This window comes from Mycobacterium sp. Soil_C_30 (assembly GCF_057656995.1).
In genome coordinates this window covers 7,588-23,810 of record NZ_JBDGJH010000040.1, presented here as the reverse complement: position 1 = coordinate 23,810, position 16,223 = coordinate 7,588, and the positions used below count along the sequence as shown (strand labels likewise).

The following is a 16,223-nucleotide window of genomic DNA, read 5'->3' as shown; positions in this document are numbered from 1 at the left end:
GCGACACTCCGTGTCGGACGCACAAACCCGCGCGCTCGTCGTTTCTGGGTAGAACCGTTTTGGCTAGAACCGTTTTCGTCTAGAACCCCAGCATCGGCAGGATCACGGGATTGGCGATCCGGTCACCGACGGCGGCGACGGCCCCGGGGCAGAACAGCGAGATGGCCAGGCCGGTGAACATGGTGGCCGGACCCAGTGGGCGGCCGATCGCATCCGAGACGTCGGCAGCGACGTTGGCCATCTGCTGGCCCGGCTCGGCGAGCATGGGGCACACCTGTTGTCCGACGGACACGGCGGTGGCCGGATCCAGGCCGGTGATGCCGGCATTCGTGATGGCGGCCAGGAAAGCGTCGCCGGGATCTGCCTGCGCCGGCGGGGCCACGATGGCGGCGCCGGCCAGCAGGCCGGCCGACAGTGCAGCAGTGGCGATACGCGAGAACTTCATGCCATGACCATCGGCCCGTCCGACCCGGCCGTTACCCGGCGGTAGCGATACCCGCGGTACCGACTAAACTCAACACAAGTCAAATAGCGGCACGACACGAGGGAGTGTGGGTATGGAGGGCTTTGCCGGGAAAGTCGCCGTCGTCACCGGCGCCGGATCGGGTATCGGTCAGGCGCTCGCCATCGAACTGGGCCGTCGCGGGGCGCAGCTCGCCATCAGCGACGTCGACACCGAAGGCCTTGCGGTCACCGAGGAGCGACTCAAGGCGATCGGCGCGCCGGTCAAGGCAGACCGGCTCGACGTCACCGAGCGCGAAGCCTTCCTGCTGTACGCCGATGCCGTCAAAGCCCACTTCGGCAAGGTCAACCAGATCTACAACAACGCGGGGATCGCGTTCACCGGCGATGTCGAGGTCAGCCAGTTCAAAGACATCGAGCGGGTGATCGACGTCGATTTCTGGGGTGTCGTCAACGGCACCAAGGCGTTTCTGCCGCACCTCATCGAGTCCGGTGACGGCCACGTCATCAACGTCTCGAGCCTGTTCGGCATCTTCGCGGTACCCGGCCAATCCGCGTACAACGCAGCCAAATTCGCTGTCCGCGGGTTCACCGAATCGCTGCGCCAGGAGATGCTGGCCAAGAAGCGGCCGGTCGCGGTCACGGCGGTGCACCCCGGCGGCATCAAGACCGCGATCGCCCGCAACGCGACGGCCGCCGAAGGGCTGGACCCCAAGGAACTGGCTGCGGTCTTCGACAAGAAGCTCGCCAGCACCACCCCTGAGCGGGCGGCCAAGATCATCCTCGAGGCGGTGCGCAAGAAGAAGGCGCGGGTGCTCGTCGGCGCCGACGCCAAGGTGCTCGACGTGATCGTGCGGCTGACGGGCTCGGGTTACCAGCGGTTGTTCCTGGGCGCGGTGTCCAAGACCCTGCCCGGCGTGCACTGAGCGCGCGGGTTCGTACGCCCGACACGGAGTGTCGCCGTACAGACACGCGCGCTCGCCAGTCGTCGCTAGCGGCCGATCGGGTTGTCGGCCAGCCAGGCCTCGGCCACCTGTCTGGGGTCGGCGCCGCCGGCGACGTCGGCGCGCATCTGCTTGAGGGCAGCGGTGTCCAGCACGCCGGCCACCTCGTTGACGGCTAGCACCTGCCGTGCGGTCAGTTCGTTTCGCCGGTACAGCGGCACGGCATTCTCGGCCTTGATCAGCACCGGCTTGTGATCGGCGAGCACCACGACGTCGCCGGGCACCTCCGGGTCCGCGGTCGACGTCCAGGCAACGTTGATCTCACCGGACTGTAGCGCGTCGAAAAGTGCTGAATCACTGGGGAATTCGCGAGGCTTCGGCATATCGCAGCGACCCAGCTCACTCGGCGGCGAGTAACCACGAACGGCGCCCGCAGCGACCTCGTCGCAATGCTCCACAAGTGCGGCAAGGTCACTGTCCCCCCACGCCGTGGCTGTTCGCTCGGTCACCGCCACCGCCGGCTTGTCCTCGGCCGCGGTGGTGTAGTCACCTGCCGCCACGCCCTCCGGCAGGGTTCCGACCATCTCGTCGTACACCTCGTCGTCGGAACGCGCGGTCATGCCGGGAGCGAACAGGTCGAGCAGCGTTCCGGTGAAACCCGGAACGACGGTCAAGGAGCCGGAATCCAAACCCGCCAACGGATCCGGCGTCACCTCGACATGTGCCGGCGTGCCGTAGGAACGTAGAGCCGCGGCGTACAGGTTGGCCAGCAGCTCTGAATCCGGGCTCGGCCCTGCGCCCACCGCCATCGACGCCGGCGATGAGGACTGGGCGCCGCAGGCCGTCAGCGCCGCCACCGCCAAGGCGAGCGCGAACCGGCGCAGGCTAGCGGTGCGCCTCATCGACCGCCGCTGCAACTGCCGCCGCCACCGCCGGACTCACCCGGGGGTCCAGCGGGCTGGGCACGATGTACTCCGGAGTCAGGTCGTCGCCGACCACCGAGAAGATCGCTTCGGCCGCAGCCACTTTCATGCGCTCGGTGATGCGACGGGCACCAGCGTCCAGCGCCCCGCGGAACACACCGGGGAACGCCAGCACGTTGTTGATCTGGTTGGCGAAGTCGCTTCGCCCGGTGGCCACCACGGCCGCGTACTTCTTGGCGGCGTCGGGGTGGATCTCCGGGTCCGGGTTCGACAGCGCGAACACGATACCGCTGGGTGCCATGGTGGCGATGATGTCCTCGGGGACGACGCCGGCGGACAGGCCCAGGAACATGTCGGCCCCGTCGAGCGCCTCGGCGATGCCACCGGTGCGGCCGGCGGGATTGGTACGAGTGGCCAGGTCGGCTTTGAACGTGTTGAGGTCGTCGCGGCCGGTGTGCACGATCCCCTTGGAGTCGAGCACCGTGATGTCAGTGATCCCCTTGGCCAGCAGGATGTTGGTGCACGCCACCCCGGCGGCTCCGGCACCGGAGATCACCACCCGCAGCGTGTGCATGTCCCGGTTGAGCACCTTGGCCGCGCCGTGCAGGGCGGCCAGCACCACGATCGCGGTGCCGTGCTGATCGTCGTGCATCACCGGGCAGTCCAGAGCCTCGATGACCCGACGCTCGATCTCGAAGCAGCGCGGCGCCGAGATGTCCTCCAGATTCACCGCACCGAACGTGGGCCGCAGCCGCACCAGCGTCTCGACGATCTCGTCGGGATCCTTGGTGTCCAGCACGATAGGGATTGAATCCAACCCGGCGAACGTCTTGAACAGCGCGCTCTTGCCTTCCATCACCGGCAGCGACGCGGCCGCGCCGATATCGCCGAGGCCCAGCACCGCGCTGCCGTCGCTGACCACCGCCACCAACCGGTTGGCCCAGGTGTAGCGCTGGGCCAAGGTGGCATCGGCGGCGATCGCGCGACTGACCTGGGCTACGCCCGGGGTGTAGGCAATGGAAAGGGCGCGCTGGGTGTCCAGCGGCGACTTGAGCTCCACGGAGAGCTTGCCGCCCTCGTGCGCCTTGAAGATCTCCTCGTCGTCGATGACGAGGCGGGGGTTCCCTGATTCAGCCACGCGGGTCACGTTACTTCACCTCACAACCTCACCGGGGGCGGTTCCCTGCTCGTGAGGACGGCTCACGTTCAGGTGCCGGGCGTACCATGCGCGCGGACCACCAACCAGGGGAGGCACCATGCCGACGTTTCGCGCACGTCCGCAAGTTCGCCGCGACCACACCGAACCCGAAGCGATTGACGCCAAACGCATCCACGTCCCCGTCGCGCGGGCCATGGTGGACTGCGGCATCTACGTCGACGGTGCACGCCTGCCGGGCAAATACACCCACGGTGCGGCGCTGGACAAGGTCCGCGAGATCGAGTTCTCCGATCACAAGTCCTTCGTCTGGATCGGCCTGCACGAACCCGACGAGCATCAGATGCAAGCCGTCGCCGATGTCTTCCACCTGCATCCCCTTGCCGTCGAAGATGCCGTGCATGCGCATCAGCGCCCCAAGCTCGAGCGCTACGACGACACCTTGTTCATGGTGCTCAAGACCGTCAACTACGTGGCCCACGATTCGGTGCAAGCGGCCCGCGAGATCGTCGAGACCGGGGAGATCATGGTGTTCGTCGGGCCCGATTTCGTGGTCACCGTGCGCCACGGCGACCACACGGGTCTGGCCGGGGTACGCAAGGCGATGGAAGCCGAGCAGAGTCACCTCGCGCTGGGGCCCTACTCGGTGATGCATGCCATCGCCGACCACGTGGTGGACAGCTACCGGGACGTCACCCAGCTGATGGAGTGCGATATCGACGCCATCGAGGAAGACGCCTTCTCCACCCGCAACACCGACATCGCGCAGATCTATCTGCTCAAGCGCGAAGTGGTCGAGCTCCGGCGCGCCGTGAGCCCCCTGACGGTGGCACTGCAGCGGCTGCTCACGGAGCACAAGGACCTGATCTCCAAGGAGATCCTGCGCTATTTCCGCGACGTCATGGACCACCAGACGCAGGCCGCCGACCAGATCACCAGCTACGACGAGATGTTGAGTTCACTGGTGCAGGCCGCGCAGGCGAAGGTGTCGATGCAGCAGAACACCGACATGCGCAAGATCTCGGCGTGGGTGGCCATCGCCGCCGTGCCGACGATGATCGCCGGCATCTACGGCATGAACTTCGAGCACATGCCCGAATTGCAGTGGACGTGGGGCTATCCCGCTGTCCTGCTGGTGATGTTCACCATCTGCACGCTGTTGTACCGGACCTTCCGCCGCAACAACTGGCTGTAGGAACCGTGCTCTCACGCACCTCGGGAAAGCTAGAGCCGCGCGGGGTCACGTACATCGACGCCGTCCTGTTCCCAGGTACGCCGCAACTCCTCGATACCCTTGAGCCGCACCCACGCCGCTTCGTTGGCCGAGATCGGGATGGCCGACAAGAAGCGCACCGGATCCCGCGGAGCGTCCAGGGGCAGGTCCGGGATATCGGCGGCTCCGAGCACCACCGCGCTCACCCGGGCCCCTTCCCACAGCGTCGCGCCCAGGTCGATCAGCGCGTCCGGCTGCAGCACCACCCCGTCGACGGCCGGAGTGGCGGCCAGTAGGGCGACGGCCCGGGCGATACCCGGCGTCGGCGCTGAATCACGCAGGCTGACAACCACTTCGGCGCGCGGACCGTGCAGCGGGTCGGTGGCCAGCTGCGCCGGATCCCCCATCGGATGCCGTGAGCATCCCAGGGACACGTAATGGACCACGCCGTCGCGGTCGGGGCCGAAGCGCAGCACCTCGATGCGTTCGACGCCCAGGAACGTCACACTGGCCGCATCGGGTTCCCGGTCGATACCGGCCGCGACAAAATGTCCGCGCAGGTGTGCGCGGACCTCGGTCAGAACCTGCGTCACTGCTCTCCGGCGGGCGGCACGCTGAGATTGGCACCCGAATCAGCATCGAAGAGGACCAGTTTCGAGGTGTCGAACGCCAACTCGACGTCCTGCCCCTTGCCGGCCTTCGACTCGGTGGACACGCGTGCGACGAATTCGTTTTCCGCCGCGCCGGATTCGGCCGCCAGTTCGGCGAGTTGCTCGGCCCGGGCACCGGATCCCGAGGTGGTGAAGTACAGGTACTTGTCGGGGCCAAGCGACTCCACCAGGTCGACCTGGACCGGGAACGTCAGTGCGCGGATTCTGGCGTAGCCGTCCAACAGCGCCGCGTCCTCGAGATGCTCGGGGCGGATACCGGCGATCAGATTCTTGGCCGCCGGATGTTTGACCAGCACGTCGTAGGCGTCCTGGGTGAGCGTCACCTCGCCGAAGGGCAGTTTGACGCCGATGTCGGTCAACGTGGCGGGGAAGAAGTTCATGGCCGGCGACCCGATGAAGCCGGCGACGAACAAGTTGGCCGGCCGCTCGTACAACTCGGTCGGCGTGCCGATCTGCTGGGCGACCCCGCCGCGCATGACCACCACCCGGTCCCCCAGCGTCATGGCCTCGGTCTGGTCGTGGGTGACGTAGATGGTGGTGGTACCCAATCGCTGCTGCAGCCGCGCGATCTCACCCCGCATCTGCACCCGCAGCTTGGCGTCGAGATTGGACAGCGGCTCGTCCATCAGGAACGCCTTGGGACTGCGAACAATGGCGCGGCCCATGGCAACTCGCTGCCGCTGCCCACCCGACAACTGCGACGGCCGCCGGTCCAGGAACTCACCGAGGTCGAGGATCTTGGCGGTGTCCTCCACCTTCTTGGTGATTTCCGCTTTCGGGACGCCGGCGATGGTGAGAGGGAAGGCGATGTTCTCGCGCACCGTCATGTGCGGGTACAAGGCGTACGACTGGAACACCATCGCGATGTCGCGGTCCTTGGGCGCCTTGTCGTTGACACGGGAGCCGTCGATGAGCAGGTCGCCGGAGGTGATGTCCTCCAGGCCCGCAATCATGTTCAGCGTGGTCGACTTACCGCAGCCCGACGGTCCGACCAGGATGATGAACTCGCCGTCGGCGATGGAGATCGAGAAGTCCTTCACCGCCTGCCGTTGACCGTTGCCGTCGGGGTAACTCTTGTTGACGTTCTGCAACACGATCTCTGCCATCGCGCTACCCCTTCACCGCGCCGGAGGTCAATCCAGCGACGATCCGACGCTGGAAGATGAGAACAAAGATGATGATCGGGATGGTGATCACGATGGCGCCCGCCGCGATGGAGCCGGTGGGTTCCTCGAATTGTGAACTGCCCGTGAAGTTCGCGATGGCCACCGGTGCGGTGATCGCGGCCTTGGTGGCGGTCAGCGACAGAGCCAGCAGCAGGTCGTTCCACGCGAAGATGAACACAAGGATGGCAGCGGTGACGATACCGGGTGCGGCCAGCGGCGCGATCACCTTACGGAACGCCTGACCCGGGGTGGCACCGTCCATCTTGGCGGCCTTCTCCAAGTCCCAGGGGATCTCTTTGAAGAACGCCGACAACGTGTAGATGGCCAGCGGCAGCGCGAAGGTGATGTACGGGATGATGAGGCCGGGCCAGGTGTCGAACAGCCCCAGCTGCCGTTCGATGTTGAACAGCGGTGTCACCAAGGAGATCTGCGGGAACATCGCGATCAGCAGGGCGACACCGACCAAGAGTTTCTTGCCGGGGAAGGTCAACCTCGCGATGGCATAGGCCGCCATGGCCCCGATCACGACGGCGATCACCGTGGTGATCAGTCCGATACCGATCGAGTTGATCAGCGCCGAGTTGAAAGCATCTCCACGGAAGATCGCCTTGTAGTTGTCGAAGGTGATCTCCGACGGAATCAGCTTGCCGTCCTTGACACTCGAGGTCGGCTTGAGTGACAGCGACAGGATCCACAGCACCGGGAACAGTGCGTACAGCACCACCAACACGTCGATCACGATCCACGCCGTGGCCCGGCGCGTATTCACTTGTTCAGACACGATCAGCGTCCGATCCCGGTGCCGCGGCCCCGAAGAGTTTGATGAAGATGAACGCGATCAGTGCGACGCAGAGGAACACCAGCACGCTGATCGCCGACCCCAGGCCCAGGCTGAAACCCTTGAAGAGGTTGTTGTAGCCCAAGATGGACACCGATGCGGTGTTGTTGGATCCCGCCGTCAGGACGTAGATGTTGTCGAAGATGCGGAACGCATCCAGTGTGCGGAACAGCAACGCCACCAGGATGGCGGGCTTGATCATCGGCAGGATGATCTTCGTCAGCCGCTGCCAGGCACCTGCCCCGTCCATCTGAGCGGCCTTGAGCAGATCGTCTGGTACCAGCGCCAATCCAGCCAGCAGCAGCAGCGCCATGAAGGGTGTCGTCTTCCACACCTCGGCCAGAACCACGATGGCCAGTGACGGGATCTGTTCGGTCAGCGGGGCCGAACCGGTGGGCAGCAGGTTGGCCAGATAGCCGGTGCCTGGGGTCCAGGCGTAGTACCAGCTGTAGGAGGCGGCCACCGTGACGATGCCGTACGGGATCAGGATGGCGGTGCGCACCAGGCCTTTTCCGAAGATCGTCCGGTGCATCACCAGCGCCAGCGCCATACCGAGGACGAACTCGATCGTGACGGAGATGACGGTGATGGCCAAGGTGACCGCGAATGCCGCCCACCAGTAACCGTCGGAGAGAACGGTGATGTAGTTCTCGAGGCCGACGAACTCGACGTCGTTCGGGGTGGCCAGGTTGTAGCGCTGCAGGCTCAGCCAGACCGCGTACACGATCGGGTACCCCGTGACGGCCACCATGAGGATGACCGCCGGAGCGATCAGCAGAAAGGCAAGTCGGCGTTCGGATTTCTTGTCATCGGACAAAGTCTGCTTGCGTTCGGAGACTGCCGCGGTCACGGAATGAGCCCCTTACCGTCGATCGCTTTCTGCACCTGTTCGGCGAGCTCGTCGGCCATGCTCTCGGGGTCGATGTCGCTGATCGGCGCCAAGGTGGCCGACATCCGGGTGGACACCGACTGGTACACCGGAGTCGCCGGCCGTACGGCGGCGTTGGTCAGCTGTTCGCGAATGATCGCGTACTGCGGGTACTTCGCCTGGAACTGCGGATCGTCGTAGAGCGAGGTGCGTACCGCGGGCAGACCGCCTTCGATGGAGGTGAGCTTCTGGTTCTCCTCGCTGCGGATACACCGGATCGCCTCGAAGGCTTCGGCCTTGTGCTGACTGGTACTGGCGACGGCCAGGTTCAGCCCGCCCAGCGTCACCCGGGCCTGCTCGCCCTCGTTCACCGCCGGATACTTCGCGAACCCGAAGACTTCCTGGCTCGTCTCGTACGCCGCGGCGAACTGCGCGTCGTCCGGGGAGAAGGAGCCCGCTTCGTTGATGGCGCTCTGCAGATCGGGACGTTCGTTCAGCGGCAGGAAGGACACCCCGCCTTTGATGGCGTTCTCCAGCATCGACGGAAGCACGAACGGCCAGTTGACCTCCAACGCGGCGTTGCCCTGCTCCAGCGCGAGGCGGGCGGTGCCCTCGTCGGTCTGGGTGATCGACGGATCCGCACCGGGAGCGGTGGCCACCGCCTTCATGATGGACAACGCCTTGACCGTCGCGGCCCGGTGCTCGGGGGTATCGGTGAGTGTGACGGTCTTGCCGTCGTCGGAGAGGACCTGTCCGCCTGCGCTTTCCAGCAGGGTGTTGAACCACACCACCAAGCCTTCGTACTGCTTGGCTTGCAGCGCAATCCAGCTCGGTTTGCCTTCGGAGTGCAGCCTGGTGGCCTCGGCCACCATCGCGTCCCACGTCGTCGGCGGCTCAGGCATCAAATCAGCGCGGTACCAGAGCAATTGGGTGTTCGTCGTCACCGGCGCGGCGTAGAGCTGATCGTTCCATGTCGCGGTCTCCTGCGGACCCGGCAGTGTGGTGCCGGTCACATCCGGGACTGCCGCGCCCGCCGGATCCTCCGAAAGGGGTACGGCCCAGCCCGCTTCGGCGAACTCCGCCGTCCACACGACATCCAGCGCCATGACGTCGAGCGTCCGGTCGTTACCGGTCAAGCGGCGAGCCAGCTGCAGGCGTTGGTCGTCGGCGCCCTTGGGCAAACTGATCTGCTGGATGGTGAACTTGCCCCCGAGTTGCTCGTTGCAACGCTCGGAAACCGCGGTGAACGTCGCCATCTCGCTCGCCGGCGTGTAGAAACTGACCACCAGGCCCCCCGGACCCGAACTACACGCTGACACCAGCGAAGCCGAGGTGAGAGCCGCCAAGGCGGCAGCGCCGAACCGCCGGACAACCGTGACACGACCAGGTGCGACCAACGGCTGAACACCGCCTTCCGGCTTCGTGGCGGGCTTGTCCCGCGCGAGAACCGTAGAGCGACAAGACCGTGAGATGCAACACTGTCAGTGCGCGCGTCGCAATCCTGACCAGCTAATCAGCCGCGAATCAACGGCTGGGCACCGGCCTCAGCGAACGGTCAGAGGGTGAGGCGGGCCAACATGTCGCGGGCCCGTTCGGCGTTCTGCGGGTCGCACAACACATCGTAGCGGCCTGCCACGAGCTGCATCGTGGAGCTGAAATCCCTTGTACCCCGCGCCATCGCATACGGGATCGCCGAGGTGATCAAGCCGAAGAAGACGCCGGCGATCAAACCGGTCAACAACGACGCCCACGGGTTGGGGCTGAAGAAGCCGAGCACCAAACCGATGAAGATGCCCAGCCAAGCGCCGGTCAGCACACCGCCGCCCAGGACCTTGGGCCAACTCAGCCGACCGGTGACCCGCTCCACCTGCATCAGGTCGACGCCCACGATGGTCACCTGCTCCACCGGGAATTCGTTGTCCGACAGGTGGTCGACGGCCTTCTGCGCCTCCGCGTACGTCGGGTAGGACCCGATGGGCCAACCCTTCGGGGGCGTCGGCAGGCCCACGGGCGCGCGCCGTCCCCGCGCGCCGCCTGCCGCTGCGCCGGACGCCTGCCCCGGTTGGAACGGACTGGTCATAGCTCGTCATCCTCCTCTAAGAGCACCGCTTCGGCCAGTGTTTCCCACATCACCGTCACTCCCGAAGTCCTTGCCTTTCACCGTCAACGCCCCAGCACGGACTTTGGTGCCCGCACCTGTCGATCCTGCCGCTCGACCAGCGCATACGCTAGGTTGAAAGCATGACTCTGTCCGGCGGAAACTCCGGCGACAAGCCGCGTGAGCAGATGGGAGAGGACCCGCCGTCCGGCCCTGAGGAGACACCACGGGCCCAGCAGCCATCCCCGGCACACGAGCCTCCTGCGGCCCCCGGGTCACCGGTTCACGACGCCGCGCAGTCGCCCCCGTCCGGGTACCCGGACTTCTCGGCCCAGCCCCCGCAGTACGGCCCCCCACCCGGACATGGATACGGTCCGCCCTACCCGTCGGGTTTCCCCGGCCCGGACCAGTACGGCTACGGCTATGCCCCGCCGCAGCAAACCACCACCAACACCATGGCGATCGCTTCGCTGGTGACCTCGGTGCTCGGGATCGTGCCGTTCTGCGGCGGAATCCTCTCCATCGTCGGAATCGTGCTCGGGCTCGTGGCACTGAGTCAGATCAAGGAGACCCGGCAGGAGGGCTATGGGATCGCCGTGGCTGGCATTGTGGTCGGCGTGGCGATGCTCATCGTCACGTTGATCTGGACCATCTTCGCGCTGCGATGACGCTGGAAGCAGGGACCATATGACCAACCCGGGCAACCCGGAACCACAGTCGCGCGGGTCGGAGTACCCGCCGCTCGAGGACTCGGCGCCGTCCGCCGACCCGTATGCGCCGGTGGACTACCCGGCCAACTATCCGGGCCCGGGCTACGGCGCCCCGCCGCCGGCCTATCCACCGCCTGTACCCCCGGGCGATTACCCCCCGCCGTCGGGCGGGTATGCCCCGCCGTCGGGCGGTTATCCCGCGCCGTCGGGCGGTTATCCCCCGCCGTACCCGCCGCCGTACCCGGCGGCCTACCCCGGCGCGCCAGCTGGTTATCCGCCGTACCCGGGCTACCACCCGTACGACCCCTACGGCCAGCACAAGCCCCCGGGCACCAACGGCAAGGCGATCGCCGCGTTGGTCACCGCCGTCGGCGGTCTGTTGCTGTGCGGGCTGCCGTCGATCGCCGGAATCATCCTGGGCATCATCGCGATGCGGGAGACCAAGCAGACCGGCCAGGACGGCTACGGCATGGCGCTGGCAGGTCTGATCATCGGCAGTGCCGTGGTGGTGTTCGGCATCCTGTACATCGTGTTCATCGTCATTGTCGCGGCGAACAGTTCCAGCTACGGGACGTACTAGCTCGGTCGCCGAGCCGGGCGACGGAGGAGCCCGGGGACAGCGGGCCGAGCTACAGCCACCAGCTCGGTCGCCGAGCCGGGCGACGGAGGAGCCCGGGGACAGCGGGCCGAGCTACAGCCACTAGCTCGGTGGGACGAACGGGTCGGCCTGCCGCTGCATTCCGGCGGCCCGGCCCTTCCCCGCGATCACCAGCGCCATCTTGCGACTGGCTTCGTCGATCATCTCGTCGCCGAGCATCACCGCTCCCCTGGCGCCGCCGGCCCGCGAGGTGTGCCACTCGTAAGCCTCCAGGATCAGCTCCGCGTGGTCGTAGTCCTGTTGACGAGGGCTGAAGATCTCATTGCCCGCCGCGATCTGATCCGGATGCAGCACCCATTTGCCGTCGTAACCCAGCGCGGCTGACCGGCCCGCCACCTTCCGGAACGCCTCGACGTCGCGGACCTTCAGATACGGACCGTCGACGGCGGCGATCCCGTGAGCGCGCGCGGCGACCAGGATCGACATCAGCACGTGGTGATACGCGTCGCCGACGTCGTACCCTTCGGGCTGTTCACCGACCACCAGCGTGCGCATGTTCAGGCTTGCCATCAGGTCGGCGGGACCCAGCACCAACGCGTGCACCCGCGGGTGCGCTGCGATCGCGTTGATCTGGGTCAACCCGCGCGCGTCCTCGATCTGGGCATCGATACCGATACGGCCGATCTCCAGCCCGTGGGTGTGCTCGAGCTGGGTGAGCAGCAGATCCAGCGCCGACACGTGCGCCACCTCGGTGACCTTCGGCAGCACGATGACGTCCAGGGCTTCCTTGGCGCCTGCCACCACCTCGATGACGTCGGCGTGCGTCCACGGGGTGGTCCAGTCGTTGACCCGCACACCACGCAACTGGTTGCCCCACCCGGGTTCGGCCAGGGCGGCCGCCACCACCGGACGGGCGGCCTGTTTGGCCTCGGGCGCCACCGCATCCTCGAGGTCGAGGAACACCTCGTCGGCGGGCAGGCTCTTGGCCTTGTCGATCATCTTGCGGCTGCTGCCGGGCACGGACAAACACGTTCTGCGGGGTCGATACGCGCTATTCACGCTTTCACTCCTACCCTTTGTAGTTATGGCGTCGGTCAACAGGGTGTTCGCAGCTCGTCTCGCGGGCTTGGCCGTCCTCGGTCCCGACGGCGAATCGCTGGGTCGGGTGCGTGACGTGGTGATCAGCATCAGCATCGTCCGGCAACAACCGAGGGTGCTCGGCCTCGTCGTCGAATTGCTCTCGCGCCGAAGGATTTTCGTTCCGATTCTCCGCGTCACCGCCATCGAGCCACAGGCCGTCACCCTCAATACCGCCAACCTCTCACTGCGCCGCTTCGCACAACGACCCGGCGAGGTGCTGGTGCTGGGCCAGGTGCTCGACACCCGGGTACGGGTCAACGATCCCGAACTGCCCGAGCTGCAGGCGGTGGACGTGGTGGTGATCGATCTGGGTATCGAACCGGTCCGGTCGCGGGACTGGATGGTGACGCGGGTGGCCGTCCGCAACCACCGCCGGCTGGGGCGTCGCACCACGGTGCACATCGTCGACTGGCAGAACGTGCACGGGCTCACCCCCTCGGCCTTGGCCATGCCCGGCCAGGATGTGGCCCAGCTGCTGCACCAGTTCGAGGGCCAACGTCCGATCGAGGTCGCCGACGCGCTCCGCGAGCTGCCGTCCAAACGCCGCAACGAAGTGGTCAACGCCCTCGACGACGAACGCTTGGCCGACGTCCTGCAGGAGCTCCCCGAAGACGATCAGACCCAGCTGTTGCTGCAGTTGGGCACCGAACGCGCCGCCGACGTCCTGGAGGCCATGGATCCCGACGACGCGGCCGACCTGCTCGGCGTGCTGAACCCCGGGGACGCGGAGATGCTGCTGGCCCGGATGGATCCGGAGGATTCCGACCCGGTGCGACGCCTGCTGCAGCACTCCCCCGACACCGCCGGCGGTCTGATGACCTCGGAACCGGTGGTGCTGGCACCGGACACCACGGTCGCCGAGGCCCTGGCCCGGGTGCGCGATCCTGATCTGACTCCTGCCCTGTCGTCGCTGGTGTTCGTGGTGCGGCCGCCTACCGCCACCCCGACCGGCCGCTACCTTGGCTGCGTGCACCTACAGCGCCTGTTACGCGAGCCGCCGGCGGCGCTGGTGAGCGGCATGATCGACAAGGATCTGCCCAGCCTGGTCCCGGATACGTCCCTCGCAGGGGTGACCCGGTATTTCGCCGCCTACAACCTGGTGTGCGGGCCGGTGGTCGACGACGAGAGCCACCTGCTCGGCGCGGTCACCGTCGACGACGTGCTGGATCACCTGCTTCCGCACGACTGGCGCGAACGTCCTGACGAACCCGAACTGGACTCGGCCTCGTGAGCGATACCTCCAGTCGCGACCGGCTTGGCACTCCCCGGGTCTCGCGGCGGCGGTTCACACCGCGGATCGACGTCGAGGCTGCAGCACGGGTCAGCGAATCCATCGCGCGGTTCCTGGGGACCGGCCGATACCTGGCCATCCAGACGATCGTCGTGATCGTCTGGATCCTGCTGAACATGGGTGCGTTCGCCTGGCAGTGGGACCCGTACCCGTTCATCCTGCTGAACCTGGCGTTCTCGACGCAGGCCGCGTACGCGGCGCCGCTGATCCTGCTGGCACAGAACCGGCAGGAGAATCGCGACCGGGTGGCACTGGAAGAGGACCGGCGCCGGGCCCAGCAGACCAAGGCCGACACCGAGTTTCTGGCGCGCGAACTCGCCGCGCTGCGCCTGGCCGTCGGCGAGGTCGCCACCCGCGATTACCTGCGCCGCGAACTCGACGAACTACGCGAAATGATCGAGGCGCTGCAGCCCGAGAGGCAGGCGTTGTCGAAGGCTGAACGCCAGGAGCGCAAGGCCAAGAAACAGGCCCGGCAGAAACCGGCACTGGGGCCCTCCCTGGACCCCTCGAACCAAGCGTGACCATTGTCGCCACAGCCGTCACAGGAATATGTATGGTGACTGGGTTCACACGGTTACACCGGCGAGCTGCCGCAACACATTCCTAGGACGGTCTAGTGCGCATCAGGGGAGGCTTGGATGCACACCAGGTTCTCGCGGGTGCGCTGAAGTCTGTCCGCCGTAAGGCTTCTGGTGCCCCGAAGGCACCGGTTGTCACCGCGGTGGTGCTCACCCCGCTGATGCTCGCCGCCACTGTGGGCGCCGCCGGGCCTTCGCTGCATCCGGTGCGGGAGGAGGCCGTCACCCCGCTGGCGGCTGTAGCCCCTGCGGTTCCCGATATGTCTGGCCCGGTGGTGGTCTCGGTCAAGAGGCCGCCGCCACGCTTCCACGTCGCGGCCTCGACCAGTTCGGCTCCGCCGCCACCGACGATCGTTTCCGCGCCCGGTTCGCTGCGGATTCCCTCGATGGCGCTGTCGGCCTACCGCAACGCCGAAGTGACGATGGCCAAAGCGCTGCCCAACTGCGGTGTCAGCTGGAACCTGCTGGCCGGTATCGGCCGGATCGAGTCGGCGCATGCCAATGGGGGTGCGACGGACGCCCGCGGCACCGCGGTGCGACCCATCTACGGTCCCACCCTCGACGGCACGCTGCCCGGCAACGAGATCATCATCCAGAGCAATCAGGCCGGCCGGACGACCTACGCGCGTGCCATGGGTCCCATGCAGTTCCTGCCCGGTACGTGGTCGCGGTACGCGTCCGACGGCGACGGTGACGGCAAGTCCGATCCGCAGAACCTCTACGACTCGGCACTGGCCGCCGCCCGGTACCTGTGCAGCGGCGGGCTGAACCTGCGCGATCCCGCACAAGTCATGAGTTCTGTTCTGCGCTACAACAATTCGGTGGCCTACGCCCGCAACGTGCTGGGCTGGGCGGCGTCCTACGCCACCGGTGTGGAGCCGGTGAACCTGCCGCCGATCACCGGATCCGTGCCCGAGCTCGTCGCCGCCCACCTGAACGGCCGCACCGGGATCGGCCCCGATCTGCCGATGACCGCGGCCGGCCTTCCCGCAAGCGATCCGCTGGCGCAGCTGTCGCTGGTGAACCTGAACCAGACCGATGTCGCCAACCGGCTGCCGGTGCCACCGGGGCCGGCCGACGCCGGCACCCCGGTGTCGGGTCCGTGCGTGATCTTCTGCATCACCAATGCCCCGGCAGCGCCTTCGCTTGCCCCAGCCGGTCTGCCGGGCCTGCCCGGTCCGGCGCCTGCGGCACCCCTGGTGCCGCCGCCCGCGGCACCCGCACCGCTGCCGCCGCCGGCCCCGCCGTGGGCGAACCTGTTCGCGCCGCCGCCTCCGCCACCGGCTCCGGCACCGGTGGGCCCGACGCCAACGGGCCCGCTGCCCGGTCCCGCCGCCTGACGCGCGCGCGGATTCCCCTGACGCGTGTGCGTTTACGACGGGCACACCGGGCTCGTACCTCGCCCGGCTCGACCCCGCCCCATCCCCAGGCGGGGCCCTTCACCGGGCTCGTACCTCGCCCGGCTCGACCCCGCCCCATCCCCAGGCGGGGCCCTTCACCGGGCTCGTACCTCGCCCGGCTCGACCCCGCCCCATCCCCAGGCGGGGCCCTTCACCGGGCTCGTACC

General features: G+C 67.0%; 17 protein-coding genes. 7 read left to right on the top strand and 10 right to left on the bottom strand.

Annotation, left to right across the window (positions count from 1 at the left end; translation table 11 throughout):
- Nucleotides 1-79: 79 nt before the first annotated feature.
- A complete protein-coding gene (locus tag AC3A6P_RS35765; RefSeq protein WP_487697365.1) occupies nt 80-445 on the bottom strand; it encodes a DUF732 domain-containing protein in 366 nt (121 codons plus the stop codon).
- Between the two features lie 112 nt (nt 446-557).
- On the opposite strand from AC3A6P_RS35765, the gene AC3A6P_RS35760 reads away from it, so the two are divergent.
- The gene (locus AC3A6P_RS35760; RefSeq protein WP_487697364.1) at nt 558-1,388 is read left to right on the top strand and encodes an SDR family NAD(P)-dependent oxidoreductase; all 831 of its coding nucleotides are present in this window, start codon (nt 558-560) and stop codon (nt 1,386-1,388) included.
- Between the two features lie 65 nt (nt 1,389-1,453).
- On the opposite strand, the gene AC3A6P_RS35755 is transcribed toward AC3A6P_RS35760, so the two are convergent.
- Entirely contained in the window at nt 1,454-2,308 is an 855-nt protein-coding gene (locus AC3A6P_RS35755; RefSeq protein WP_487697362.1) for a glycine betaine ABC transporter substrate-binding protein, read from the bottom strand.
- Nucleotides 2,292-3,467: an NAD(P)-dependent malic enzyme gene (locus AC3A6P_RS35750; RefSeq protein ID WP_487697361.1), complete on the bottom strand. Its 1,176-nt coding sequence runs from the start codon at nt 3,465-3,467 to the stop codon at nt 2,292-2,294. Before AC3A6P_RS35750 ends, AC3A6P_RS35755 begins: the two co-directional genes overlap by 17 nt.
- 118 nt (nt 3,468-3,585) lie before the next feature.
- Between AC3A6P_RS35750 and corA the strand changes: the two genes are divergently transcribed.
- Nucleotides 3,586-4,680: a magnesium/cobalt transporter CorA gene (gene corA / locus AC3A6P_RS35745; RefSeq protein WP_487697359.1), complete on the top strand. Its 1,095-nt coding sequence runs from the start codon at nt 3,586-3,588 to the stop codon at nt 4,678-4,680.
- Between the two features lie 29 nt (nt 4,681-4,709).
- Here the strand turns inward: corA and AC3A6P_RS35740 are convergent, their stop codons facing one another.
- From AC3A6P_RS35740 to AC3A6P_RS35715, 6 genes are all read right to left on the bottom strand, one after another.
- Nucleotides 4,710-5,291 (bottom strand): suppressor of fused domain protein, encoded by a 582-nt coding sequence (locus AC3A6P_RS35740; protein WP_487697358.1) that lies wholly within the window; start codon nt 5,289-5,291, stop codon nt 4,710-4,712.
- Nucleotides 5,288-6,475, bottom strand: a complete 1,188-nt coding sequence (locus AC3A6P_RS35735) for an ABC transporter ATP-binding protein (RefSeq protein WP_487697356.1) — start codon at nt 6,473-6,475, stop codon at nt 5,288-5,290. The genes AC3A6P_RS35740 and AC3A6P_RS35735 overlap by 4 nt, the downstream gene beginning before the upstream one ends.
- A 4-nt stretch (nt 6,476-6,479) precedes the next feature.
- On the bottom strand, nt 6,480-7,304 hold the full coding sequence (locus AC3A6P_RS35730; RefSeq protein ID WP_487697376.1) for a carbohydrate ABC transporter permease: 825 nt from the start codon (nt 7,302-7,304) through the stop codon (nt 6,480-6,482).
- 4 nt (nt 7,305-7,308) lie between these two features.
- Nucleotides 7,309-8,223, bottom strand: coding sequence for a carbohydrate ABC transporter permease (locus AC3A6P_RS35725; protein WP_487697354.1), 915 nt, complete (start codon nt 8,221-8,223; stop codon nt 7,309-7,311).
- Nucleotides 8,220-9,527, bottom strand: coding sequence for an ABC transporter substrate-binding protein (locus AC3A6P_RS35720; protein WP_487697353.1), 1,308 nt, complete (start codon nt 9,525-9,527; stop codon nt 8,220-8,222). Before AC3A6P_RS35720 ends, AC3A6P_RS35725 begins: the two co-directional genes overlap by 4 nt.
- Before the next feature lie 269 nt (nt 9,528-9,796).
- On the bottom strand, nt 9,797-10,321 hold the full coding sequence (locus tag AC3A6P_RS35715; protein ID WP_487697351.1) for a YflT domain-containing protein: 525 nt from the start codon (nt 10,319-10,321) through the stop codon (nt 9,797-9,799).
- 161 nt (nt 10,322-10,482) lie between these two features.
- On the opposite strand from AC3A6P_RS35715, the gene AC3A6P_RS35710 reads away from it, so the two are divergent.
- Entirely contained in the window at nt 10,483-11,007 is a 525-nt protein-coding gene (locus AC3A6P_RS35710) for a DUF4190 domain-containing protein (RefSeq protein ID WP_487697350.1), read from the top strand.
- Between the two features lie 19 nt (nt 11,008-11,026).
- Nucleotides 11,027-11,629 carry a DUF4190 domain-containing protein gene (locus tag AC3A6P_RS35705; RefSeq protein WP_487697348.1) on the top strand — a complete coding sequence of 201 codons (603 nt, stop codon included), beginning with the start codon at nt 11,027-11,029 and terminating at the stop codon, nt 11,627-11,629.
- Between the two features lie 120 nt (nt 11,630-11,749).
- On the opposite strand, the gene AC3A6P_RS35700 is transcribed toward AC3A6P_RS35705, so the two are convergent.
- The gene (locus AC3A6P_RS35700) at nt 11,750-12,706 is read right to left on the bottom strand and encodes an HpcH/HpaI aldolase/citrate lyase family protein (RefSeq protein ID WP_487697346.1); all 957 of its coding nucleotides are present in this window, start codon (nt 12,704-12,706) and stop codon (nt 11,750-11,752) included.
- A gap of 25 nt (nt 12,707-12,731) precedes the next feature.
- Between AC3A6P_RS35700 and AC3A6P_RS35695 the strand changes: the two genes are divergently transcribed.
- From AC3A6P_RS35695 to AC3A6P_RS35685, 3 genes are all read left to right on the top strand, one after another.
- Nucleotides 12,732-14,018, top strand: coding sequence for a magnesium transporter MgtE N-terminal domain-containing protein (locus tag AC3A6P_RS35695; RefSeq protein ID WP_487697344.1), 1,287 nt, complete (start codon nt 12,732-12,734; stop codon nt 14,016-14,018).
- Complete coding sequence (locus AC3A6P_RS35690; RefSeq protein ID WP_487697342.1) at nt 14,015-14,599, top strand: DUF1003 domain-containing protein; 585 nt, start codon at nt 14,015-14,017, stop codon at nt 14,597-14,599. Before AC3A6P_RS35695 ends, AC3A6P_RS35690 begins: the two co-directional genes overlap by 4 nt.
- Nucleotides 14,600-14,694: 95 nt before the next feature.
- The gene (locus AC3A6P_RS35685) at nt 14,695-15,996 is read left to right on the top strand and encodes a lytic transglycosylase domain-containing protein (protein ID WP_487697340.1); all 1,302 of its coding nucleotides are present in this window, start codon (nt 14,695-14,697) and stop codon (nt 15,994-15,996) included.
- The last annotated feature ends 227 nt before the right edge of the window (nt 15,997-16,223 follow it).

Coding starts and splice junctions, on each gene's coding strand:
- AC3A6P_RS35765 (WP_487697365.1), bottom strand. CDS start 445: ATGAAGTTCTCGCGTATCGCCACTGCTGCACTGTCGGCCGGCCTGCTG.
- AC3A6P_RS35760 (WP_487697364.1), top strand. CDS start 558: ATGGAGGGCTTTGCCGGGAAAGTCGCCGTCGTCACCGGCGCCGGATCG.
- AC3A6P_RS35755 (WP_487697362.1), bottom strand. CDS start 2,308: ATGAGGCGCACCGCTAGCCTGCGCCGGTTCGCGCTCGCCTTGGCGGTG.
- corA (WP_487697359.1), top strand. CDS start 3,586: ATGCCGACGTTTCGCGCACGTCCGCAAGTTCGCCGCGACCACACCGAA.
- AC3A6P_RS35735 (WP_487697356.1), bottom strand. CDS start 6,475: ATGGCAGAGATCGTGTTGCAGAACGTCAACAAGAGTTACCCCGACGGC.
- AC3A6P_RS35715 (WP_487697351.1), bottom strand. CDS start 10,321: ATGACCAGTCCGTTCCAACCGGGGCAGGCGTCCGGCGCAGCGGCAGGC.
- AC3A6P_RS35710 (WP_487697350.1), top strand. CDS start 10,483: ATGACTCTGTCCGGCGGAAACTCCGGCGACAAGCCGCGTGAGCAGATG.
- AC3A6P_RS35705 (WP_487697348.1), top strand. CDS start 11,027: ATGACCAACCCGGGCAACCCGGAACCACAGTCGCGCGGGTCGGAGTAC.
- AC3A6P_RS35695 (WP_487697344.1), top strand. CDS start 12,732: ATGGCGTCGGTCAACAGGGTGTTCGCAGCTCGTCTCGCGGGCTTGGCC.